We start from the raw sequence: 22,109 nt of genomic DNA, 5'->3' as shown, positions 1-22,109 counted from the left end.
CTGGTCCGGTAAAGCGACCCTGTCACAGGCGGGTGGGCTTACCTGCCTCTTTGCGCCGTTGCTCCCACTCTTCGCGGGTTTGTGCGGCCTCATCACCGGGCAGGAAGTCGATGATCTCGAAGTAATCAGAGCTGAACTGGTCTGCCACCACGGTTTCACGAGGTTTGATCCGAACCACGTAGACGGTCTGGACATTCTGGTGATCGAACTCGCGCCAGTACTGTTCATCTTTCAGGAAGCTGTAGCGATGCCCCTCAAGGGCCCGGATAACGGCGTCTGTGTTGGTGCTGCCGGCCCGTTCGACAGCATCCTTATACTGGTAAACGATGCTGTAGGCCGAGGCCGCGGATGATGAAGGGCGCATTTCATAGCGGTCTGAGAAGGCCTCAACAAAGTCTTTACCGCGCTGGTAGTTGTTCTCGTAGGGCAGGTTCCAGACCCAGGGGGCGGCACCAACAACACCTTCCATGATGGTCGGGCCAACCTGTCTGACCATCCCCAGTGTCAGGTTGGGCACAACGATTTGCATTTTTTCCGTCAAACCCATTTCATAGGCTAGGTTCAGAGCCCGGACCATGTCATCGCCGAACAATACCATCATCAATACCTTGGCATCGCTCTCCTGGGCCTGTTCCAGCGCTGCGCGGAAATCATTGATCAGCGCCCGGGGGAAGGGGGTTTTTACACCCTGGTGCACGTCGGTGTTTTCGGTATTGGAAAACTTTCGTACCGATTCTTCCACGGACCATCCCCAGGTGTAGTCTGAGGTGATGTAGAAAAACTTCTGGTCGGCGTGGTTACGATTGAGATACTGGCTCAGTGCCTTGGCCGTCATCCAGGCGTTGTAGGGTTCCCGGAACATATAACGATGCCCCTCGGCGCCGGTGGTGGCATTGGAGTAGGTCAGGGTGCCGAAATAGATTCGGTTACGATCCCTGGCGGCTTTGCCGGAAGCAATAGCGACGGCACTGGAGACGCCACCGAAAACCATCTGCGCGTCCTCGCGATCAATCAGTTCGGCGGTATTCCTGGCGCCCTGGTCTGGTTCTCCACGGGTATTGCGAATCACCAGTTCGAGGGGCTGGCCCATAACACCACCAGCCTGGTTGATTTCATCTACCGCCAGATAGGCGCCAAGCCGTTGTTGAAGGCCCTGGTCCTTGTATCTTCCGGTCTGGGGGTAATTCAAACCTATCTTGAGGGTATCGGCGAGGACGGGCGTGCTGGATAATAGCAGGACAGTCGCAAAGATCAGCGCGTTCCTTGGTCTCATTTACGTTGGCCTCCGTAACGGCAGCACAGCGGGTATGGCTGCGTTGCAAACAGTTATTTTGATTGTTTATTGGGCAACTCAAGTGTCAGCCGATACTGTCCGGCCAACAATGGGACTAAAGTTGAAGTTCCGGTAACAATTTGTAGGACGAGCGTTCGATCACACAACCGTTGCTATAAGGCAGGGAAACATTGAGAAGAATGATCTATTCACGCTCGCCTGAATGCCTGTCGGCGGTGCTCATGGCATTGCTCGCTTTGCTGGTGGCGCTTCCGGCCAGTGCCGAGTGGCACCGATACTCCGACACGGCAATGACAACGCCCGTTGAGCTTGAGTTCTGGGCTGATGAAAGCGTGACCGCCGATGTGGTGGCCCGTGAGGTATTCGATGTATTTCACCATGTCGATACCCAAATGAGCCGGTACCGGGCAGATTCTGAATTATCAGCGCTGAACCAGGAGGCTGGAAAAGGCCCGGTTAACGTCAGTGATGGTCTGTTTAAGGTGCTTCAGAAAGCCCGTGAGGTGTCCGAGCTGAGTGAGGGGGCATTCGATGTCACCTTTGGCTCGGTGGGTTACCTCTATGACTTTCGGGCCGGCAAGCAGCCAACGGATGAACAGGTAGCGACCGGGCTCACGCGGGTAAACTTCCGCGATGTCGTACTGGATGTATCCGGGCAAACGGTGGCGTTTCGCCAGCCGGGAATGCTGGTGGACCTGGGGGGCATTGCTAAAGGTTACGCTGTTGATCTGGGTATTGAAGTGCTGGAAGCTCACGGCATACGCCACGCCCGGTTGAGTGCTGGCGGTGATATGCGTCTGCTGGGGGACAAGCGGGGGCGCCCGTGGTATGTGGGTATCCGGGATCCCCGGTCTGGCAATGACAACGCGGTGGTGTTGCCGTTGGCGGATGTAGCGGTATCCACATCCGGCGACTACGAGCGCTTTTTTGTTGATGACGCCGGTGAGCGCGTACACCACATACTGTCACCGAGCACTGGCCGTTCGGTGAAGGGAGTACAGAGCGTTACGATTATTGGTGACGATGCATTGACCACCGATGGCTTGTCCACCGCGGTTTTTGTTCTGGGCCCTGAGAAAGGCCTCAAGATGGTGGAGCGCTTGCCGGCGATCGATGTGGTTGTGATCGACGACAAACGCATGATGCATGTGTCAGAAGGGCTGGTTCCCCCAGAGCCTTAGTAGAGGCAACGTCCCTGCTGTCAGCCGTTGATGGTGCCGTTGACCACATTGGAGAACGCAATCAGGCTGTCCTGCATGGTGCTGTTGCCCAGGCCGTGGCCGGTAAAGCGAGCGCCAAAATCACCCTGTTCGCCATGCAGTGCCATGTAGTTCAAAAGCACCGTTTGAACCAACTGGTTGACGTTGTTGGCGGCCGGGCTGGAACCTGTGTCAACGGATGCATCTGGACGCATGGAGCCGATTTGCCTTCTAATCGGGGTAGGGCGGCCCTTTGGATCGTAGATGAGGAAGAACGAGGCAGCCGTTTGTTGGTTGTCACCAGTCCATTCACCTTTGCCTCTGCCTTCCAGGGAGTCATCAATTCGACCATTGCTGGAAACCGAGCCGTCGCTGAATACATACAGCATCAGCGGCGTTCCAATTCGTGCAGCGTATTCGAGACATGCCCCCATGCAGCGGCCTGCCTGTTCGTCCCGCCGCTCTCCCGTGCCTCGCTCACCAGTGTGGTAGTCGTATCCACCCATGGTGATAGTACCTGCACCAGCGTAGCCGTTAAGCACCAGTTTCATCACAGAGGCTGTTTTCTGGAATTCCCGATTCCCGTTGAATTCCGAGCTTGAGAAAATACCGGCCGGGCCAACGATGTCGGGATCGGCCATTGGATCAAGAGGGTTTGCCTCTTTGCCATAACGGTCTGCGAGGTCTGCACTCTTGAGATACCCGCACTTCACCAGCTTTTTGACCACCTCATCTGTGGTGATCCCAGCGTTCACTTTTTTCATTTTGGCGTCGCTGATCTGGTAGATAGACTCCATGACGGCCACAGCATCGGAGGGATCAAGAATTCCGATCAAATCGCCTACGTCTACCAGGCCCGAGGCATCAGATGGGCGGTCTACCTTGGTGGGCCTCACTTCGGGGTCTATCAGGTTCATCGGCGCCATGGAGTTGCCCCCGGATTCCGAGCTCTGGGAGCCTATTAACGTAAGTAACTCTCCGTTGGCGCCGGCTTTGTAGATTCCATACATCGGGTTGTGTGGATTGTTGCCAGTATCGTTTTCTGAGCGAGCGGCGATGATAGCGCCATCCACGCCTGCGCGTGTGCTGGCACTGGTGCTTTGCATAATACCTCTCAGAAAACCACTATCGGAATGAAACGCCAGGCCAAGCTCCTCGTTTACGAAGGCTGGGTCAGAAGGCAGCATGTCACCCGGAAGCCCGAGTTTGTTGTATCCCGCAGTGGTTAGAAAGTCCATCTGACCACCCGCTTTGCCCATGAGTACGTTGGAGCCCGCGATGTTGGCGCCGCCGGCCAGATCAAAGCAGATGAAGGGTATCTTTCCGGCACCGGACACGGCGATACCGCAGCTTTCTTTCAGATTCTCGAGATCGGATGACAGCGCTGCGGCTGCCTGACGTGGATTGGCGAACAGGCTGAAGACCGAGGCGCCAAACAGGGTGGCCGAACCTGCCATCAGTCCTTGGGAAATAAACTCGCGTCTGGTCCGCGGCTTGCCATGATCCTGGTGGAGGAGGGGGCTGCCGTTTGCCAAAGGTTTTTTCCGGGATTTGCGTATAAACATGATCGGCTTCCTTTACTGAACCAATGTGGTGGCGCTGCCAAGAACAGCGGCACAACTTGCCTTGACAATCGTCTTGGTGCGGTCATCTTCACAAGCATTACCACCACAGGCTTTCAACTTATTGATGAGTGCATACAGCTCTGTCTGGATCTCATTGTCGGTCGGTTGGGAAGCCAGATTATCTCCCACGAAATGGGTCATCAGGGAGCTCGTAATCAAACTGTTGCCGCCATGATCAAAAGCGCTTTCGGCCGGAGCAGAAAAGTTAAAGCCAGGGAACATAGTTGATCGGAGCTCGTTGTTCTCTATCAACGCATCGCAATACTGGATAGCCAATTGCGTAACAGCCATCTGGTGCGACGACAGGAAACCCTGAATATTCTCCACCGTGGGCAGTTGTTGCTTCACGGTATTGTAGGTGGCACTTACATCCGGATGCGTGGTGGCAACGCCGGTCATTCGGGCCATGGAGGCATTGATTTCATCAAAGGTTTTCAGACCGATTTCCGGTGACGCCGGAAGGTCTGCCGGCTCGGGCTGCGGCAGGGGCGCGGGCTCGGTCCGGGCAAACTGGTTGCTGCCAATCTGATCAAAGGTCAGGAAGAACTCGTCAATTCCGGGGCCGCCTTCAAGCGCAATAATGGTGCCCATAGGGGACAGTGGCTGGCCGATGCCTGGCTGGTAGAGGTCTGCATCGAGCAGGACATCGAGGTTGGCCCAGGCTCGCCCGACAGTGGCTTCTTTACCGTTGATGCCCAAACGCATTCCCCTGAGCGGGATATTCGAGGGCTCGACGCTGTCATCCAGGCTGATGAAAAACGGACTGGTGAATCGGTAGGCGTAGCTGTCGAACTGGCTGACTTCAAAGACGATAAAGCTCTGTGGCAGGTCAATCAGGTGGGAGACCCCGAACAGCAGATAGAACTTCTGGCCCACACCCACTTCAAAGTTGGCCTGAATCTGCTGGGGTGTCAATGCACGGTTGTGAATGGCCACCATACGGATGGCCCCCTGCCACGGGGAATTACCGTCGGTTTCATTACCCAGCACCAGGGCAAAGCTGTCGTCCCACTCGGTTAGCAGTCCGCCCTCGTCGGGATCAAGGTCGCCCGAAAACTCGCCATTGACAAAGATCTGTCGACCGGTCGTCGGGCTGTAATTAACCACCACATGCTGCAAGGTTGCTTGCAACAGCATATCGGCATCCTGAGTCGCAAAGGCGCTGTTCTCGTCGCTGGTGGTGGAGCGATGCAGTACTTCGTAACGCTGGAGCGACTGGCTCAGGGTTACATTGCGTGTGGTCGCGGAGCCGGAATAGGTGACGATGCGGGCGTCTTCCTGGGTGATATTCCCGGGAGCTACCCAGGCTTCGATGCTGTATTCACCGGAGGTGGTCAGTTGGGTATGGAGTTTTCGGCTTGCCGAGGTGCTGCCCTGGGCCTTGCCGGCAGGCACCATAAATCCTTCGCTGTTTTCTCCTGCGGGGCCAAGGTCGATGCCCCAGCCGCCAACCCAGTCAACGTTGCCGCTGAGCGTGAGATTGAGCGGTGGCTCAATACCGCTGGTGTCAAATGCAGTTTGCCCTTCACCCGCTTTGAATTCGTACAGGGCAATGACATTGTCTTCATAGCGACCGCCGGAGTTGGCCAGCAGGCCGTCGGCACTGAGCTCAACCGCCTTGCTGACCACCAGAGCAGGGTCGACAGGCGTTGCGCTCAGATCCTTGACCATTTCCAGAATCTTTATTTCCATCAGGTTGGCCGAGGCTACGCAGTCGTTATCCCAGCAATTATGGAAGTCAAAGCGCAGCCGCTGTACCAGGCGAGAGTCGGCGGGCACCGTGGCATCAATGCGGCTTCGGGCCTGGTCGTAGGCGGTGTTTACATCGGCACTGGCAATATAGGGTGTCTGACCACCATCGCTATGGCACTCGCTGCAGTACTGTTCGAGCACCGGATACACTGTGGTGGCGAACAGGCCGGGCTCGGCCGGCAGAGAAATGGTGGCCCCCGGATCTTTCAGGGCCGGTGCACGTAACTCGACGGTTTTGGCCGAACCTCCACCGCCTGCCCAGTTTGTGATGTAGGTTGTCAGGATGTCGGCGCAGGCAGAGTTGCTGGATAACCAGCAGTTATGGCCACCTGCCACTTTGGTTACCATCAGGGAGTCAGACGGATCCGAGAGATTTACAATCTTCTTTGCCTGGGAATAGGCGCTGTTGACGTCCTGCTCATTAACAAAGGTGGGCGACTGACCATCGGCTCCGTGGCAGGACCCGCATTTATCCTGGGTAACCAGATTGTCCCAAACGCTGCGTTTGAAATTGGACACATCCTCGGTTGCCGGGGCCGGACCACTGTAGACAATGCCGCCTGAGTTGCCGGAGGTGTTGGGAAGAGATTCTGTAGACTCTCCGCCACAGGCCGCCAGCAGCAGGGTGGCTCCCACAACAACGAGTACCGATTTCAGGGCTTGCGCCGGTGTGTGTGCTCGCAGTGTCATCATCTGTTACTCCCCCATGCAGTAAACAGCGGATTCAGCGAACACCTGCTTCAGGTTGTAGCCCTGGTTCGCGAAGCTGACAACCATACTGTTGACCTTGGCCCGGTCGTCACTGTCCGAGGGTGGGCGCAGGCAAACGTTCTCGAAGACTTTCTTCACCTGACACTGGGCGAAGGCCTGGGAGTGGGCGAATTCCCGACCCAGGCTTTTGGCGCCGTTGCCGGAGCCGGGCAAGGTCGGATCCCAACCAAGGCGTCGATTGGCACCCTGGCGCCAGTAATTGTCCCAGCGGTCGTCAGGTGTGACATAACCCTGCTCAAACGTCGCCGAATTGATGTGATATTTGCTCTGAACCCGGGTTCCGGTTACCGGATCTGTCGTGCCGACGGCGTTGTAGACCAACCGCCCCAATTCACCGTCGGGGTCGTTGTTCTGGTCATACCGGTAGTCGTAATAGGCAAAGGCCTGTGTCATCGGATCCATGCCGGTGTGGCAGCCTACGCAGTTATTGAGAAAAACCCGGCTGTCTCCGCCGGGGCTGCGAGAGACATCCTGCCGAATACGGTCGGTGGGCAGGGTAACGTCAGCGACCTGCTCCAGGTCGTTGCACATGTGGTTGATCAGGGTAAACCGGAACATGGCGCGGTTGGTGCCCGCGCTGAAGAATGCTCGGGCAGAGGCACGGGAGGTGATCACGCCGGCCGTGGCCGAAGATGGCAGTCCGTTGTAGCTGGACTGGCTGACCCGAATCAGGTTATCGCGCAGGCTGATGCCCCGGGATTCCAGTTCTGAGTAATGGTTGTTGTTGCTCACAGAGTAGGGCGGTAAACCGAGAGACGGATCGCCAATGTAGAGCACGTCTTCAAAAAGGATCTTCCGAAAATCTTGGTCGTCACGAACCATGCCGACAACGGTGGCAATGTAATCGTTGAGAGGCACGAACTTGGACATGGCCTCGTTGGTCCATGGCGCAGCAAAGTTCTTGAGCGTGACATCGTAAAAGGCGGGATCTTCCATGGCGATGAACGCAGCGCCTTCGGGATTGGAAGGTATCAGGTCGGCCATCGACTGGAGGACGCTCTCGGACGGTGGAACGCCCGCAATACGGTCGTGTATCTGTTTGGCCTGTTCCCTGGCGCCTGCCTCAGCCAGGCTGGACACCATTCCTGAAAGAACGATGATACTGCAAGCCATGGTCATCAGGCTTGTCATCCTGTTCCGGGCGGTCATGTCCGTATCCCTCAATGATGGTTAGCGTCCGCACATTAATGCTTTTTGACAATTGTTAAAAGTTTACGACTTGCTATATCTTAAAAATTGAGTCCCAGGCCACGTTATTACATTGCGTTACGTAAAAGCTTTGGAGTGACAGGTTCGAACCGACTTAATTTATGTCATGGAATGTCATCCACCACAGGGTTTGTTACATTGGAAGTCACGTCATCGGTTCTCTCTGCTCGCTATCACCGTGGTCGGTTGCTGGCCTGTATCGGTGCGCTGTCGCTGACAGGATGCCTGTCTGGCGGTGACAGCCAGAAGGCTGATCCGGTTGTGGTCGAGGAGCCGGTTGCCTACATAGAACGGCAACTTGTATTCAATGAAAACACCGGATCGCTGGTTGAGGATGACCTTGCGAACCCCGCAGAATTCAGGCCAGGCGCCCGCCTTTTGCTGAAGTCCAGCGCCGCAGCACGATCTTCGGCAAAGGATATATCCTCTGCTGCCTTATCTGGTGGTACCCCTGGACAGGGGGGCTACGATGTCAAAGATCTTCACGTGTCCCAGGATGGAAACCGGTTACTGTTTGCCCTGCGTGCCCCAGAGATAGAGGGTGCCGACGATGACGAACAGCCCACCTGGAATATCTGGGAATACGATCGAACCGCGGCATCGCTTCGCCGTATTATTGATTCGGATGTGACCGCCCGCGCGGGTCAGGACGTGGCGCCGGCTTATCTGCCTGACGGCCGGATTGTTTTCTCATCCACACGCCAGCGCGTATCCAAGGCGATTCTGCTGGATGAGGGCAAGCCTCAGTATTCCGGCCTGGACGAGGAACTGGACAGTCCGGCGTTTCTGCTTCATGTCATGGATGACGATGGCCGCAATATCGAGCAGATCACCTTTAACCAGAGCCATGACCTGGACCCTGTGGTTATGGGCGATGGCACCATCATTTTCAGTCGTTGGGATAATGCCGGTCAGACTCGAAACAATGGTGTGAACCTTTATCGCATCAATCCTGACGGTACCGGGTTGAGCTACCTTTACGGCCGGCATTCCCATGAGTCCATTCCGGAAGCCGGCGACATCCAGTTCCTGCGGCCTCAGGCACTGGATTCAGGCAACCTGCTGGTCCAGTTGCGCCCCTTTGAAAGCGACGACTATGCGTCGGTGCTGGCAGAAATTGATGTTGAAAGCTTTGTTGAGGCCAATCTTCGCGTCGATGGCACTGAGGCTGTGGGACAACGCTCATTGATTCCGGGCATTCGCCTGAATGGAGAGTTGTCTCTTGACGGGCGCTACGGGTTTGCGTCGCCGCTACTGGATGGCACCGGCCGTTACCTTGTCAGTTGGACTCCTTGCCGATTGCGGGAAGTTGCGACCGATCGCATTGTAAATTGTACGGAAGACCGACTGGCTTCTGACCAATATCGTCCGGCCCCCCCGGTGTATGGGCTCTGGCTTTTGGATGCGGCTGAAAGCACCCGCCGTCCGATTGTGACTGCGGTAGAAGGCGTCCAGTTTGACGAGGCCTTGCTGATGCGAAGTCGCCCTCTGGAACGTTTTATTCCAGAGGCCCAGTTCCCCGGCGATGCTGGCGCATTGGCGGATGACGGCTACGGAATTCTGCACATTCGCAGTGTTTACGATCTGGACGGCACGGACACCACGCCAGCCGGCATCCCCGCCATGGCCAATCCGGTGCAAACGCCCCCGGAGCAGCGGCCAGCAAGATTCCTGCGGCTAGAGAAGCCCGTGGCGATACCCGATGACGACGTACGGGATTTTGACAACAGCGCTTATGGGCGAAGCCGTGGCCAGCTAATGCGTGAGATCCTCGGTTATGTGCCTGTTGAGCCGGATGGCTCGGTGAAAGTGGCGGTCCCTGCCAATGTTTCCTTTGCGATCAGCGTGCTGGACGGGCAGGGGCGAAGACTCGGGCCAAGGCATGAGAACTGGCTGTCCGTGCGCCCTGGCGAGACCCGGGAGTGTTCAGGTTGCCATGATCCGGATAGCTCCGTTCCTCATGGCCGCACCGATGCCGGCCCCGCGCCCGCCTGGGCTGGGGCGCCAACCACTGGCCGGCCTTTTCTGAACACTAATCCTGCACTGTTTGCCGACATGGGCGAAACCATGGCCGAGGTCTATGGTCGCATCAACGGCATTCGCCGACCGTCACCGGATCTTGAGTACGAAGATGAATGGACCGACCCGAATGTGGCGCCATTGGGCGCGAGTTTCGCGTACGCTTACGGTGACCTGGACACGGCTCCGCCCATTTCCGGTGTCTGTGCTGGGGAGTGGTCGCCGAACTGCCGTATTGTGATTAACTACGAACAGCATATCCATCCACTCTGGGGTAAGCTCCGGCAGGAAGTGGACCCTGTCACCATGGACGTCATTTCTGATTCCACCTGCACCGGCTGCCACACTACCGCCGATGCAGCAGGCGCTGCTCAGGTGCCCGCCGGGCAGCTGGATCTGGGCGATGGCCCGTCACCTGCAGAGCCGCTGCACTTCAATTCTTATCGCGAACTCCTCTATCCGGACAACGAGCAGGAGTTGATGAACGGCGCCCTCGTGGATGTGCTGGTGGATTCCGGGGAGGTGCTAAGGGATGAAGAGGGCAATCCGATCCTTGATGCTGATGGGAACGAGCAACCGATCATGGTCACCGTGCCGGTTCGGCCATCCATGTCTGTCAATGGCGCTCGGTTCAGTCGATTCTTTGGTGTGTTCGCAGCCGGTGGCAGCCATGAAGGTTTTCTGAAGCCTTCCGAACTGAGGCTGATTTCAGAATGGCTGGATATTGGTGGCCAGTATTACAACAACCCCTTCGATGCCCCGGAAGACTGATCCAAGGACTCAAGCTCGCGCCATGCCCATCGCCATTCTCATGATTTTACTCTTGCTCCCTGCCCAGAGTTGGGCCGGTGGGTTATGGGGCTCGGAGGGCCAGGATGTGGCCCGGGTGCAGGTAACCGAAGCCTATCTGTCCTGGAGGACGGGCCCGGCATCCGGATACCCGGTGTTCCATACAAGTGAGAAAGGGGAGTGGCTGACCATCCTTCAGCGCAAGACCAGCTGGATCAAGGTGATGGACTCCCGAGGCAGGGAGGGCTGGGTGTCGGTGGCGGACCTGGCTCAAACCGTGGATGTCACGGGAGAGACCGTGAGCCTCCAGGTTCCTGACCTGGATTCGTTCGGGAAGCGACGGGCAGAAGCCGGTTTGATGATGGGCGAGTTTGACGGTGCTGCCGTGATGGCTGGCTATGGAGGTCTTTGGCTGACCCGGAATCTGTCTGCAGAGCTGTGGGGGTCTCAGATTCTTGGCAGTGCCTCCGAGATTCGGATGGTTAATGGCAATCTGGTGCATCAGCCATTTCCGGACTGGCGGATATCGCCTTTTTTCACCCTGGGGATTGGCCACATCTGGGTTGAGCCGAAAGCGTCTCTCGCCCAGCCGGAGGAACGTGATAACAGCATCGGCCATGCTGGCCTTGGAATCAGGGCCTACATCACCGATCGATATTTCATCCGTGCCGAGGTGAAGGACTACAAAGTCTTCACGACCCGGTCCACCAACGAAGAAGCGACAGAATGGAAAATCGGACTAAGCATCTTTTTCTGAAACCGCTGTGCCTTGCGGCAGGCCTTTGCACCGCTGCGGCAGGACAGGCGCAGAAAGACCGCCCGCTGATCGAGCCCGATGTGACGCCGGTGCCGGTTACCGAAGCCCTGATCGATACCGAAAACTTCGAGATCGGGGCATTTGTGGGTGTGCTGAACATTGAGGATTTTGAATCGTCCCTGTTGTACGGCGGCAAGCTGACATACCACCTGAGCGAATCGTTCTTCTTCGAAGCAGGTGTGGGCTTTGCGGAAGGCGGCGAGACCAGTTTCGAGAAGCTGGCCGGAGATGTGGAGGTGCTGACCGACAGTGAACGGGACTATAGCTACTACAACATCAACCTGGGGTACAACGTGCTGCCGGGTGAGGCGTTCCTCACAGAGAATTACGCCTTCAACACCAATTTCTATCTGATTGCCGGGGCAGGGGCCACGGAGTTTGCCGGCGATACCCGTTTCACCCTGAATGCGGGTGCCGGCTATCAGGTTCTATTGACCGACAGCGTGTCGGTGCATTTTGGGGTGCGGCAACACTTTTACGACATTGATGTGCTTGGGGAAGAGAAGACCTCCGTCAATACCGAGGTCAGTACCGGGTTGTCTGTGTTTTTCTGAAATTAAGGAGGAATGGCTGTGAGAGCATCCATAGCAAGACTGGCATTGGCGGGTGTACTGGCCTGCGCGAGCCCCTTGGCCGCGGCTGAGGCCATTAACGTACCGGCGCCAGACTTTACCCTGGAAAGCCGCTCCGGGGAAAACCTGCGGCTGGAGGATCATCGGGGCGAGGTCGTTATGCTTAACTTCTGGGCTTCCTGGTGTGGGCCCTGCCGTCAGGAGATGCCCCTGATGGACGAGCTTTACAGCCAGTACAAGGATCTCGGTTTCACCATTCTGGCAGTGAACGTGGATGAGAACCGGGACGAAGCCCTCCGTTTCCTCGACAAGGTGCCGGTCAACTATCCGATTCTTTACGATCCGGAGAGCTCGGTCAGTGAGCTGTATGAGGTTCAGGCCATGCCAACGACGGTGATGATTGACCGGAACGGCAATGCCCGATATCTGCACTACGGCTACCAGCCAGGTTACGAGGATGAATACGAGCAACAGATTCGCGAACTGGTGCGCGAGTAACTTCTGGACGGTGCCCGCTATGCGAATTTTGTCGATCCTGTCGTCCCTGTCTCTTGTTGCACTGCTGCTGATGGCGACCGGCTGCAGCTCGGTAAAACCCTGGGTGAAACCCTACGAGCGTGACAATCTGGCGGATCCGGTCATGAGTCTGAGCAGGCATGGCACGGCTGACGCCTACATGCATCACGTCTATCAGGCCAGAGAATCCGCTCGCGGCGCTGAAGGCGGTTCAGGGGGTGGCTGTGGCTGTAACTGACAGATTTCGGGTTGCTGCACTCAGTCTGATGGCCCTGATGGCGTTACTCACGGTTCAGTCCGCCACAGCGGCGACCTTACCCGTGGACAAAGTAGACGTGCTCTATCATCGTTACGATGGTGGCGGCATGGTGATTGATGGCCCGTCGGTGCTGGTCCGCAAAGGCATTGGCCCCCAGGTCTCATTTTCCGGTCAGTATTACGTGGATTCTGTGTCTGCTGCCTCGGTGGATGTATTGGCGACAGCCAGTGCCTACGAGGAGGAGCGCACAGAATACACTGTGGGTGTGGATTACCTTTACGACAAGGCCATTCTGAGTCTGGGGTATACCAACAGTACGGAAAATGATTACGAAGCCAATACCCTCTATTTTTCGGTGAGCCAGGAATTCTTCGGAGGCATGTCCACGGTCACCATGGGTTATGCCAGTGGCTGGGACGAAGTGGGCAAGGTTGGCAACGAGACCTTCAGCGAGGAAGCCGATCGTCGGAACTACCAGCTCGGACTGAGTCAGGTCGTTACCCGCAATAGCTTGGTAGGCCTGGATCTTGAGGTGGTCACGGACGAGGGTTATCTGCAAAACCCGTATCGAGTGAACCGTTACATTGATCCCAATGATTCAACGTTGTTCGAGACTCAACCAGAGCGTTATCCGGAAACCCGAACCAGCACCTCGGTGGCCTTGCGAGCGCTTTACTATCTCCCGTACCGCGCCTCAATACGCGGTGAATACCGCTATTTTTCAGATACCTGGGGGATCAATGCCCATACCATGGAGCTGGGATACGTTCACGGGCTGAACCAGCACTGGACCCTTGAGGGTTCCGTTCGTTATTACACCCAGAGCGAGGCGGACTTCTATAGCGACCTGTTCCCGTTCGCGAACTCCCAGACCCATCTTGCCCGGGACAAGGAGCTCAGCTCCCTTTCAGGAACAACCCTGGCATTCGGCGCGGTGTACGAATGGAAACAGACGTCGCTTCCGGGCATTGATCGTCTGCAGTTCAGTCTGTTGGTGGACTGGCTGAATTTTGATTATGACAACTTCCGGGATGTCACCGCGGCCGGAAACTATCTCCCCGGCGAAGAACCCCTTTATTCCTTCGATGCCTATGTCACCCGGGCGTCATTGATTCTTGAATACTGAGCATGCAGGAAGAACGACCATGGCCACTTGCTTGAACTCCCGATTTCCGGCGCTGTTAGCGGCATTGACCCTCGCCCTGACAGCCCCTGCCTTCGCCCAGTCCAATCCCGGGGAGGAGAAGGACGAGACCGCGGTCGCCGAGCAGGTTGAGGCTCTCAAGAAGAAGGTTATCCGGCTTAACCGGGATCTGTTTATCCTTGAGGAGGACCTGCTGTTTCCGGCCAACACCCAGGTTGCGGTGTTTCTCAGCGTAGATGCGGGCAAGTTTCTGAAGCTGGATGCGGTCAAGCTGAAGGTTGATGACGAGATCGTTGCCTCTCACCTCTATACCGAGCGTCAGGCGAAAGCACTTGAACGCGGCGGTATGCAGAGGCTTTACGTGGGCAACCTGAAGACCGGAGCCCATCAGGTGACGGCGTTCGTCGAGGGCATCGGGCCGGATCAGCGGCCTTACAAACAGGCAGCGTCGCTGGAATTCGAGAAGGGCACCGGCACAGCTGCACTGGAGATCCGTGTTGAGGATCGCTCTTCCGATTATCAGCCCTCAGTTTCCATCGTGGAGTGGGAGTAAGCCGCGCCGTGGGATTGACAGTGATCAAACCATTTCGAACGCGTTCGGTATTGTTTACCGGCGCTTTGTTATGGCTGACGATGGTTGCTCCGGCCCAGGCCGATGAGCCCGGACCTGAGCGGGCGAAGGACCTTCGGTACGGTTGGGCTCTGTATGAGTATCATCAGGGCAATGTCTTTGAGGCTCTGACCCAGCTGGCGGTTGCCCGTGAGCAAGGCGGTATCGAAGGACATGGTGATCACCCGGCTTTGGTAGAGGGTGGGCTGATGTTGTCCTGGGGCATGACCCGTGAGGCCAGCAAATTGTTCACGGAACTGCTCGGTAGTGACGGCGCGGGTAGCACACTTTCGCCGGAGGTTCGCAATCAGGCCTGGTTCTATCTGGGTAAGGTGTTTTTCCTGGAAGGTAATCGTGAGCTGGCCGGCGAGAATCTTGAGCGCGTGGATGGTGAGATACTCGCTGAGGCCAACCATGACCTCTTTCGGGAGTGGGTTTATCTGCGAGCACGAGTGGCCATGATGTCTTCGAGGATCGAAGACGTATCGAAGCTGACGTCGCTAAAGGAACAACTGGAAGACACGGACATCTGGTCCCTTTACCTGCAATACAATTCTGCCGTCGCCGCTCTGGACGCGGGAGACGTCGCGACAGCCGAGGCTGAACTGCAGACACTCATCGCCATCATTCAACAGTCTGCCGATTCCGCCGAACCAGAGGCCGAACGCGAAGGCCTGTTGGACAGGGCCCGACTGTCACTTGCCCGGCTTTACCTCAGGGATGGCCGGTTCGACGCGGCGCTTGAGATCCTTGGCGACATGCCGCTGAATGGCGTATTCGCTGACCAGGCCCTTTTCGACTATGCCATAGCGGCGGCCGGGCAGGGCAGGCCGGATCGGGCACTTGATGCGCTCGATACGCTGTCGAGCAGGGATCTGTTTTTGCCATGGCGCCAGCAGGTTCCGTTCGCCCGGGCCTATGTTCTTGAGCAGATGAACAAACCACAGCGAGCATTGCCGGCCTTCAGGCAAGCGGCCGACCTTTACCAGGCCCGTATTGAGGAGCTGGACATTATCCGGAATCGGCTCACTGAAGAGAGTCTGATGGCGCAGCTTGACTTCACTCGTGACAGCGACGGGATTCTCACGGATTCCTACGGCCGTTTGCGGGTCCAGCCTTCCGATTTCGGCATGGCCGAAGTGCTGGCTTCGGAGACTTTCCAGCAGGCGCTTGCAGAATTGAACGAGCTCTACCAAATGCAATCCTTTATCGCCGAGCGGCAGTCCCGGTTTGAATCCTTCCGAATCATGCTGGAAACCCGCGAACAACAGCGTCAGGTGCGGATTGCGGAAACCCGCCGGGCGCTCGAAAGCCAGCTGGCGAACCAGTGGCAGACATTGCATGAGGAATTCAGGGAAACGATCGCCACTGCGTTGGCTGAAGAAGACGCTCAATTCTTCATGACCGCAGAACAGAAAGCACTGAGAGACAAGCTCAACGAGGTTGAAGAAACTCTGGCGGGCTTGCCTGACGACGCCACCACGGCCAGGCAGCGTGAGACTTACCGGAGGATGCGTGCCTACTTCGACTGGTGGATTGCGGATGACTATGGCTTGAATCGCTGGGCGGCGCAAAAGCAGTTGCGGGAGCTGGATCGTGAAATGCAGCACTTCCAGGCCCAGCGGCAGAGGGTTGAAACCCTGATGTCCGACGATGGCCGCCATGCCGAACTGGCTCGCCGCATTTCTGCCAGCGAGCGCGAACTCGCCACCCTTGGCCAAGAGGTGGCGGTTGCATTGAGCAACGCCCGGCGAATCCTCCTGAGCCAGGTAGACAGCATGCTTGTCGCCCAGCAGGAGGAGCTCAATGGGTATCTGGTGGCTTCCCGCCATGCCCAGGCCAGGTTGGCGGACCAACTGTTCCGTAGATCGCAAAACCCGGGAGCCGGTGATGAGTAACGGGACTCCTGGAAAGATGGTGAAAGGCCTTGTCGTAGCAGGTGCGCTGCTCATGGCCAGTGGCTGTCAGATGTTACAGTCGATGATGCCCGCCGGCGACGAGGAAATGCCCAGGGTCCGTGAGGGTACCCTGGCCGCGCTTCCGGCGACTGAAACCCGTCAGGTTCAGGGTATTGAGGCTGGCAGCGGCCCCGCGGATGATGTCTCCATCGAAACAGTGATGGAAAGCTACAAGGCGCTTTTGCCGCTGGTGGACGATCCCCGCAAGCAGGTTACCATCCGCCACCGGCTGGCCGATCTGGAATTCCAGCGGGCGGAGCGGAAAATGGCCGATACCGCTGTCGATGAGCTCGCCGGTGCTATCGAGGCCTACCAGCGTCTTCTGTCCGAATACCCGGAGCGCGAGGGCAATGACAAGATCTATTATCAGCTTGCCAGGGCCTGGGAACTTCGGGGCGCGACGCCCCAGCAACTCGATACTCTGGATACTCTGGTCCGGCGGTACCCCGATTCGGACTACTGGATAGAAGCTCAGTTTCGCCGCGGCGATCTGCTGTTTATCGATGGCCGATACCGGGAAGCCGAGCAGGCCTTCGGCGAGGTTACTCTGGCCAGCCAGGAGCGCATGGCCGATGCCTCGTTTCTGGTGAACGCGCACTACATGAAGGGCTGGAGTCTATTCAAGCAGGCGCAATACCAGGAAGCCCTGTTCAGCTATGTAGAAGTGCTTGATCTGGTGATGCCTGAGGGCCAGCCGGTGGAAGATGTGGATCAGCGGAGCCAGACGCTAATCGAGGATCTGTTCCGGGTCGTAGGGCTGTCCCTGTCTTACCTTGATGGAGCGGAAACCCTGCAGGCGCTGTTTCGCCAGACGGGCGGACGTCCCTATGAAATCCTGGTCTACGACCGCTACAGCGAGCTCTTGCTGGAGCGGGAGCAATACGGTGATGCCATCGACGTCTTTGAGGCCTACATAGAAGACCACCCGGCGAGTCCCTGGGCGCCACGCTACCACATCCGGATTATCGATACCCTGGAACTGGCCGGTTTCACCCGTACCGTCCCTGAAAGAAAGGCCGACTTTGTCAGCCTTTACGGAATTTACAGCGATTACTGGCAGGCAGCGGGCCCGGATGCGATGGGTTTCATTGAGCAGCAGTTGGAGCAGCTCCTGCCTGAGCTGGCAGACCGCCAGTACCTGTTGGCAGGGGAGGCCTCCGATCAGCAGCAGGCCGATGATCACTACCGCAAAGCCGCCAGCTATTACGCAGAATTTGCCGCTACCTTCCCGGATCATCCCCGCACACCGGAGCGTCTGTTCCTTCTGGGTGAGACCTATCTGGAGCTGGAAGATTGGCCGGCGGCGATCGCCGCTTTTGAGCGGGTGGCCTATGACTACCCGGAGGACACGGTGGCCGAGCGGGCAGCCGAAGCCGGCTACGCGTCGGTTCTGGCTTTCCGTGAGTATTCAATAACCTGGAACAGTCTATCCGTATCAGAACAGGCGGCTTATCAGGAACTGCAGCAGTTGAATCGGCTGAGGTTTGCAAATGCGTTTCCCGAAGACACCAGGGCCCCGGCGGTGTATTACATTGCACTGCAGCGGGAGCTTGACCGGAAAAACTGGGAAGAGACCGTCAATATGGCGGCCCGGCTTGTGACCTGGCAGCCCACGCCTTCCGCTGAGTTAACGACAGAAGCCTTACTGTTCTCTGGTCACAGCCTCTCTGAACTGGCTCGGTACGCTGAGGCGGAGCAGGCTTACCGTGATGCCCTGGCAACCATGGCCGAGGATGATGAGCGAAGAAGCGGAGTACGTGAAAACCTGGCCGCTGCGGTCTATCGGCAGGCCGAGCAGTTGGCCGATGCCGGTAATGTGGAAGCTGCCGTCAGCGAGTTCCTGCGAGTCGGTGCTGTGGTTCCGGAATCCGCACTAAGGGCAAACGCTGAATACGATGCCGCCTCACTTCTGATAACCGCCAAGCTCTGGGAACCGGCCATTGGTGTGCTGACCGGTTTCCGAAGGGCTTTCCCGGACCACGAATTGATTGATACGGTCCCGGCAAAACTGGCGTTGGCCTATCGTGAGACGGCGCAGTGGGAGCGAGCAGCCGACGAATTGCAACAAATGGTGGCTCTGGCGACAACGCCGGAAGAGCGAAGAGAAAACCTGTTGATTGCAGCAGAGCTGTACGATCAGGCCGGAAACCGTGACAAGGCCATCGATACCTGGCGGAATTACGCCAACAGCCATCCCGAGCCGGCCGATGTCTACATGGAAGCGGCCAATCGGCTGGCTGAGCTCTATCAGCAAGCTGATGACACCGTAAAAAGAAATTACTGGTTGCGCAAGCAAATGGAAACGGTGGACCGGAATCCGGACGCGGCGGACGACCGCATGCGCTACCTTGCCGCGTCAGCTTCGGCCATTCTCGCCCGCGAAGCGCTTGCCCGGTATGACAACATTCGCCTGACGTTGCCACTGAATGAGAGCATGGCTGCAAAGACCGATGCGCTTGAACGGGCAGTTAATGCCTACAAGAAAACCGCCAGTTACGGCCTTTCGACGTTCGCAACCGAGGCCGGATACCAGATTGCCCATATCTATGGACGCCTCGGTGCCGATCTGATGGATTCGGAGCGGCCCACCGGGTTGAGTGAGCTTGAGCTGGCCCAGTACGAGCTTTTGTTGGAAGAGCAGGCCTATCCATTCGAAGACAACGCCATCGATATCCACGAGCAGAACATCCGGCGGGCCCGCGAGGGCATATTCGATGAGTGGGTCAAGCGCAGCTACGAGGCCCTGAAAGTCCTGCTGCCAGGGCGCTACCGGAAGGAAGAAGTGACCTCGGGGGTTGTCTATGAACTTGATTAAGACCTGTGGTCTCTGTCTTTTGTTGTCAGTCGCGTTGTCTGGATGTGTCACGGCCCCGACGCCGCCAGAATCTGATCCTCAGGCTGAGCAGGCTGTCCTTGAGGCGTCATTCAGCGAAGCGGTCAAGGCCATGGAGCAGGGCAACTTTGCCGAAGCCCGGACCGTTTTTGAACAATTGGCCCGGAACTATCCGGACAAAGCCGGCCCCATGGCCAACCTTGGCATCATTGCTTTCCGGGAAGGGGACGCCGATGGCGCGAAAGAATGGTTTGAGCGCGCGCGGGCAGTCAATCCTGAGCATGTCCAGGCGTTGAATCATCTGGGCGTGATTGCCCGAAATGCCGGAGAATTCGATGAGGCGGAACGGTATTACCGAGCTGCGTTGGCGGCGGATCCGGATTACGCGCCTGCGATTCTTAATCTGGCCTTCCTGCTGGATATCTATCTGGGTAACCCTGCCGATGCGATCGAACTCTATGAGCGTTATCAATCGGCTGCCAGCGAACCGCACCCGAGACTGGAAGACTGGATATTTGATGCGAAAAACAGGATCTGATTTGGATAGGCTGATATGAAACGTCTTGCGCCGATCATTCTGGCCGCTTCCGCTCTGATAGCTGCGGCGCCCATGCTTTACGCCCAGGACACCCCGGGTGTGGTAACCATCGAAGGTACCCGCATTCGTGGCGACCAGGAAGTGCCCACAGTCATGTATCTGGTGCCCTGGCAACCACCGGAAGTTGAACAACTTCGGGCGCCAGACGAGCGGCTCATGGTTAATCAGGGGATTGCGCCGCTGGAACGATATGAATTCCAGAGGCTGGTGCAATACCACAACGAATTCCTGAAACAGACACAACCGGCAGATGAATCGTCGGAGTGAGACATTCCTCACATCTGCTCTGTGTTCTTGCGCAAAAATAAACAAACCCTCACACAGACTTGCGCGAACTTACCCTGTCCGGGCGAGCTCGCGAATAGACTGATCTGAAAACGGACCATGGAGTGCCCAGAAAATGATCGATACCGCCGTTCGCTTCTTCCAGGAAGGTGGCTTTTTTATGTTTCCGATCGCCGTTGTGCTGATCATCGGACTCATTGTAGCCATTGAACGTTACGTCTACCTTTCCGCCCAGAAACTGACCAACCGTCGGGATTTCAACCGCCTGCATCAGATGATTGCAAAGCGCGATCTGAGGGGCGCCCTGAATTACACTCAGGAGTCCGGTAGTGCCATGTCCACCATGATCGGCTTCGGCCTTCAGCGCCTCGCCCGCCGCCAGGGTCGCGAAGAGATCGAATACGCCATGGAAGAGGGGTTGCTGGATGTTATGCCTCGGCTGGAAAAGCGCACACAGTACCTGGCAACACTGGCCAACATTGCCACGCTGCTGGGCCTGCTTGGTACCATTATCGGCCTGATTGCCGCCTTTACCGCAGTAGCCGCAGCGGATCCGGCCCAGAAAGCGAGCCTGTTGTCCCAGAGCATCTCGGTCGCCATGAACACTACAGCGTTTGGCCTGATGTCAGCCATTCCGATGCTGCTGATCCATTCGCTGCTGCAAACCAAGACCAACGAGATTGTTGATAGCTTCGAGATGGCCGGCATCAAGGTTCTGAACCTCCTCAGCGATGGCTCCGGCAACAAGTCCGGTGCACAACCACAGGGTCAGACTGCCGCTGCGCCGGCACAGGTCGCGACACCGGCCGGTAGCCCGGCCTGATAACCAGCCAGAAGGATGTCAGGCCATGAGACGGAAGCATCGTCGCCTACAAAGTGAGGCAGATCTCGACATCACGCCCTTCATGAATCTCATGATAGTGCTGGTGCCGGTACTGCTGCTGAATATGGTGTTCGCCCACACCAGCGTTCTGGAACTCAACTTCCCGACCGGTGAGAGCCTGTCGGCCGAGCAGGCGGAAGAGCTGCAGATCCAGGTGGTGATCTATGACGATCGCCTGGTCGTTGCGGATAACCAGGGCGGCGTCATCAAGAATATCCCCCAGCGTGAGGGCGAGCATGATTTCGTTCTCCTGAAGGATGTGATGAAGGAAATCAAGAGCCGTGTTCCGGACAAGAAGGACGTGATCATCATGCCTTCCCGCCAGACCTCGTATCAGTCTCTGGTCTCGGTGATGGATACGGTTCGCTCGTACGAGGCGGTCGTAGCCGGCAATGTGGTGGAGGCGGAACTGTTCCCCGAGATCTCACTGGGTGATGCGCCGGCCCAGACCTCGGGATCCGCAGAGGTGAGTTCATGAAAGAATCCGCCAAGGCCCGTCGTCTGAAACGGCATTACCGGCGCAACAAAAGCCAGGGAAAAATGAACCTGGTGTCGCTGATGGATATTTTTACCATCCTCGTGTTCTTCCTGATGGTGAACTCTTCGTCTGACGTACAGGTACTCAACCAGAACAACACCATCAAATTGCCCGATTCGACTGCCCAACAGCCCCCGGGTGATGTACTGGCACTAACCGTGACCGACCGGGATATCCTGGTGAACGGCCGGCTGGTGGTGAAACGCGACGCGTTCCAGACCTTCGAGGGGCAGGTTGAGCCATCGCTGAAGCAGGAGCTCGACTACCAGGCCAGTCGTTCGTCGGCGCCAGCACCGGAGGCCGGTCGCCCCATTACCATTCTTGCGGACCGGGAACTTCCTTACGAGCTGCTCAAGAAAATCATGTCCACCTGTGTGGACGCCGGTTATGCCAGCATTTCCCTGGCGGTTAATCAGCGCACGGAACAGGGGGCCTGAA

Annotated in this window: 19 protein-coding genes; 15 read left to right on the top strand and 4 right to left on the bottom strand. The window is 57.2% G+C overall.

Translation table 11 applies throughout. The annotated features are described in order from the left end of the window. Positions 1-22 precede the first annotated feature (22 nt). A complete protein-coding gene (locus tag C7436_RS03950) occupies positions 23-1,273 on the bottom strand; it encodes an ABC transporter substrate-binding protein (RefSeq protein WP_121206781.1) in 1,251 nt (416 codons plus the stop codon). 200 nt (positions 1,274-1,473) lie between these two features. Here C7436_RS03950 and C7436_RS03945 point away from each other — a divergent pair, with 200 nt between their 5' ends. Beyond that, positions 1,474-2,475 carry an FAD:protein FMN transferase gene (locus tag C7436_RS03945; RefSeq protein ID WP_121206780.1) on the top strand — a complete coding sequence of 334 codons (1,002 nt, stop codon included), beginning with the start codon at positions 1,474-1,476 and terminating at the stop codon, positions 2,473-2,475. A gap of 20 nt (positions 2,476-2,495) precedes the next feature. Here C7436_RS03945 and C7436_RS03940 read toward each other — a convergent pair whose 3' ends face one another. The 3 genes from C7436_RS03940 to C7436_RS03930 form a co-directional block, all read right to left on the bottom strand. Next, on the bottom strand, positions 2,496-3,950 hold the full coding sequence (locus C7436_RS03940) for a general secretion pathway protein GspF (protein WP_228198054.1): 1,455 nt from the start codon (positions 3,948-3,950) through the stop codon (positions 2,496-2,498). 120 nt (positions 3,951-4,070) lie between these two features. Further along, positions 4,071-6,563, bottom strand: coding sequence for a LamG domain-containing protein (locus C7436_RS03935; RefSeq protein WP_121206779.1), 2,493 nt, complete (start codon positions 6,561-6,563; stop codon positions 4,071-4,073). Between the two features lie 3 nt (positions 6,564-6,566). Beyond that, complete coding sequence (locus tag C7436_RS03930; RefSeq protein WP_121206778.1) at positions 6,567-7,790, bottom strand: hypothetical protein; 1,224 nt, start codon at positions 7,788-7,790, stop codon at positions 6,567-6,569. Positions 7,791-7,988: 198 nt separating this feature from the next. Between C7436_RS03930 and C7436_RS03925 the strand changes: the two genes are divergently transcribed. The 14 genes from C7436_RS03925 to C7436_RS03860 all read left to right on the top strand — a co-directional run bounded on the left by C7436_RS03925 (position 7,989) and on the right by C7436_RS03860 (position 22,108). Further along, complete coding sequence (locus tag C7436_RS03925; protein WP_458367879.1) at positions 7,989-10,640, top strand: HzsA-related protein; 2,652 nt, start codon at positions 7,989-7,991, stop codon at positions 10,638-10,640. A gap of 22 nt (positions 10,641-10,662) precedes the next feature. Further along, positions 10,663-11,415 carry an SH3 domain-containing protein gene (locus C7436_RS03920; RefSeq protein WP_023009961.1) on the top strand — a complete coding sequence of 251 codons (753 nt, stop codon included), beginning with the start codon at positions 10,663-10,665 and terminating at the stop codon, positions 11,413-11,415. Beyond that, entirely contained in the window at positions 11,385-12,029 is a 645-nt protein-coding gene (locus tag C7436_RS03915) for an outer membrane beta-barrel domain-containing protein (protein ID WP_121206776.1), read from the top strand. The genes C7436_RS03920 and C7436_RS03915 overlap by 31 nt, the downstream gene beginning before the upstream one ends. Positions 12,030-12,041: 12 nt before the next feature. Continuing rightward, the gene (locus C7436_RS03910; protein WP_014421174.1) at positions 12,042-12,545 is read left to right on the top strand and encodes a TlpA family protein disulfide reductase; all 504 of its coding nucleotides are present in this window, start codon (positions 12,042-12,044) and stop codon (positions 12,543-12,545) included. Between the two features lie 19 nt (positions 12,546-12,564). Beyond that, entirely contained in the window at positions 12,565-12,801 is a 237-nt protein-coding gene (locus tag C7436_RS03905; RefSeq protein WP_014421175.1) for a DUF4266 domain-containing protein, read from the top strand. Next, positions 12,788-13,948: a DUF3570 domain-containing protein gene (locus C7436_RS03900; RefSeq protein WP_458367878.1), complete on the top strand. Its 1,161-nt coding sequence runs from the start codon at positions 12,788-12,790 to the stop codon at positions 13,946-13,948. Before C7436_RS03905 ends, C7436_RS03900 begins: the two co-directional genes overlap by 14 nt. 19 nt (positions 13,949-13,967) lie before the next feature. Further along, the gene (locus C7436_RS03895) at positions 13,968-14,519 is read left to right on the top strand and encodes an AraC family transcriptional regulator (RefSeq protein ID WP_121206775.1); all 552 of its coding nucleotides are present in this window, start codon (positions 13,968-13,970) and stop codon (positions 14,517-14,519) included. A gap of 20 nt (positions 14,520-14,539) precedes the next feature. Further along, a complete protein-coding gene (locus C7436_RS03890) occupies positions 14,540-16,474 on the top strand; it encodes a tetratricopeptide repeat protein (RefSeq protein WP_228198053.1) in 1,935 nt (644 codons plus the stop codon). After that, complete coding sequence (locus C7436_RS03885; protein ID WP_228198052.1) at positions 16,467-19,349, top strand: tetratricopeptide repeat protein; 2,883 nt, start codon at positions 16,467-16,469, stop codon at positions 19,347-19,349. The genes C7436_RS03890 and C7436_RS03885 overlap by 8 nt, the downstream gene beginning before the upstream one ends. Then, on the top strand, positions 19,336-19,905 hold the full coding sequence (locus tag C7436_RS03880; RefSeq protein ID WP_121206772.1) for a tetratricopeptide repeat protein: 570 nt from the start codon (positions 19,336-19,338) through the stop codon (positions 19,903-19,905). Before C7436_RS03885 ends, C7436_RS03880 begins: the two co-directional genes overlap by 14 nt. A gap of 15 nt (positions 19,906-19,920) precedes the next feature. Beyond that, positions 19,921-20,232, top strand: coding sequence for a hypothetical protein (locus C7436_RS03875; protein WP_121206771.1), 312 nt, complete (start codon positions 19,921-19,923; stop codon positions 20,230-20,232). Positions 20,233-20,365: 133 nt separating this feature from the next. Continuing rightward, on the top strand, positions 20,366-21,073 hold the full coding sequence (locus tag C7436_RS03870; protein ID WP_121206770.1) for a MotA/TolQ/ExbB proton channel family protein: 708 nt from the start codon (positions 20,366-20,368) through the stop codon (positions 21,071-21,073). Between the two features lie 25 nt (positions 21,074-21,098). After that, a complete protein-coding gene (locus C7436_RS03865) occupies positions 21,099-21,611 on the top strand; it encodes an ExbD/TolR family protein (RefSeq protein WP_121206769.1) in 513 nt (170 codons plus the stop codon). After that, positions 21,608-22,108 (top strand): ExbD/TolR family protein, encoded by a 501-nt coding sequence (locus C7436_RS03860; protein WP_014421183.1) that lies wholly within the window; start codon positions 21,608-21,610, stop codon positions 22,106-22,108. The genes C7436_RS03865 and C7436_RS03860 overlap by 4 nt, the downstream gene beginning before the upstream one ends. Position 22,109 lies beyond the last annotated feature (1 nt).

The organism is Marinobacter nauticus (assembly GCF_003634635.1).
In the GTDB taxonomy this organism is placed as follows: Bacteria; Pseudomonadota; Gammaproteobacteria; order Pseudomonadales; family Oleiphilaceae; genus Marinobacter; species Marinobacter nauticus.
Note: the sequence above shows the minus strand (reverse complement) of the source record. Positions and strands in the feature narration are given on the sequence as shown.

Excerpts from the sequence above, each read along its gene's own strand:
- C7436_RS03950 (WP_121206781.1), bottom strand. The coding sequence starts at position 1,273 with ATGAGACCAAGGAACGCGCTGATCTTTGCGACTGTCCTGCTATTATCC.
- C7436_RS03945 (WP_121206780.1), top strand. The coding sequence starts at position 1,474 with ATGATCTATTCACGCTCGCCTGAATGCCTGTCGGCGGTGCTCATGGCA.
- C7436_RS03940 (WP_228198054.1), bottom strand. The coding sequence starts at position 3,950 with ATGGCAGGTTCGGCCACCCTGTTTGGCGCCTCGGTCTTCAGCCTGTTC.
- C7436_RS03935 (WP_121206779.1), bottom strand. The coding sequence starts at position 6,563 with ATGATGACACTGCGAGCACACACACCGGCGCAAGCCCTGAAATCGGTA.
- C7436_RS03930 (WP_121206778.1), bottom strand. The coding sequence starts at position 7,790 with ATGACCGCCCGGAACAGGATGACAAGCCTGATGACCATGGCTTGCAGT.
- C7436_RS03920 (WP_023009961.1), top strand. The coding sequence starts at position 10,663 with ATGCCCATCGCCATTCTCATGATTTTACTCTTGCTCCCTGCCCAGAGT.
- C7436_RS03915 (WP_121206776.1), top strand. The coding sequence starts at position 11,385 with ATGGAAAATCGGACTAAGCATCTTTTTCTGAAACCGCTGTGCCTTGCG.
- C7436_RS03910 (WP_014421174.1), top strand. The coding sequence starts at position 12,042 with ATGGCTGTGAGAGCATCCATAGCAAGACTGGCATTGGCGGGTGTACTG.
- C7436_RS03905 (WP_014421175.1), top strand. The coding sequence starts at position 12,565 with ATGCGAATTTTGTCGATCCTGTCGTCCCTGTCTCTTGTTGCACTGCTG.
- C7436_RS03895 (WP_121206775.1), top strand. The coding sequence starts at position 13,968 with ATGGCCACTTGCTTGAACTCCCGATTTCCGGCGCTGTTAGCGGCATTG.
- C7436_RS03885 (WP_228198052.1), top strand. The coding sequence starts at position 16,467 with ATGAGTAACGGGACTCCTGGAAAGATGGTGAAAGGCCTTGTCGTAGCA.
- C7436_RS03880 (WP_121206772.1), top strand. The coding sequence starts at position 19,336 with ATGAACTTGATTAAGACCTGTGGTCTCTGTCTTTTGTTGTCAGTCGCG.
- C7436_RS03875 (WP_121206771.1), top strand. The coding sequence starts at position 19,921 with ATGAAACGTCTTGCGCCGATCATTCTGGCCGCTTCCGCTCTGATAGCT.
- C7436_RS03870 (WP_121206770.1), top strand. The coding sequence starts at position 20,366 with ATGATCGATACCGCCGTTCGCTTCTTCCAGGAAGGTGGCTTTTTTATG.
- C7436_RS03865 (WP_121206769.1), top strand. The coding sequence starts at position 21,099 with ATGAGACGGAAGCATCGTCGCCTACAAAGTGAGGCAGATCTCGACATC.
- C7436_RS03860 (WP_014421183.1), top strand. The coding sequence starts at position 21,608 with ATGAAAGAATCCGCCAAGGCCCGTCGTCTGAAACGGCATTACCGGCGC.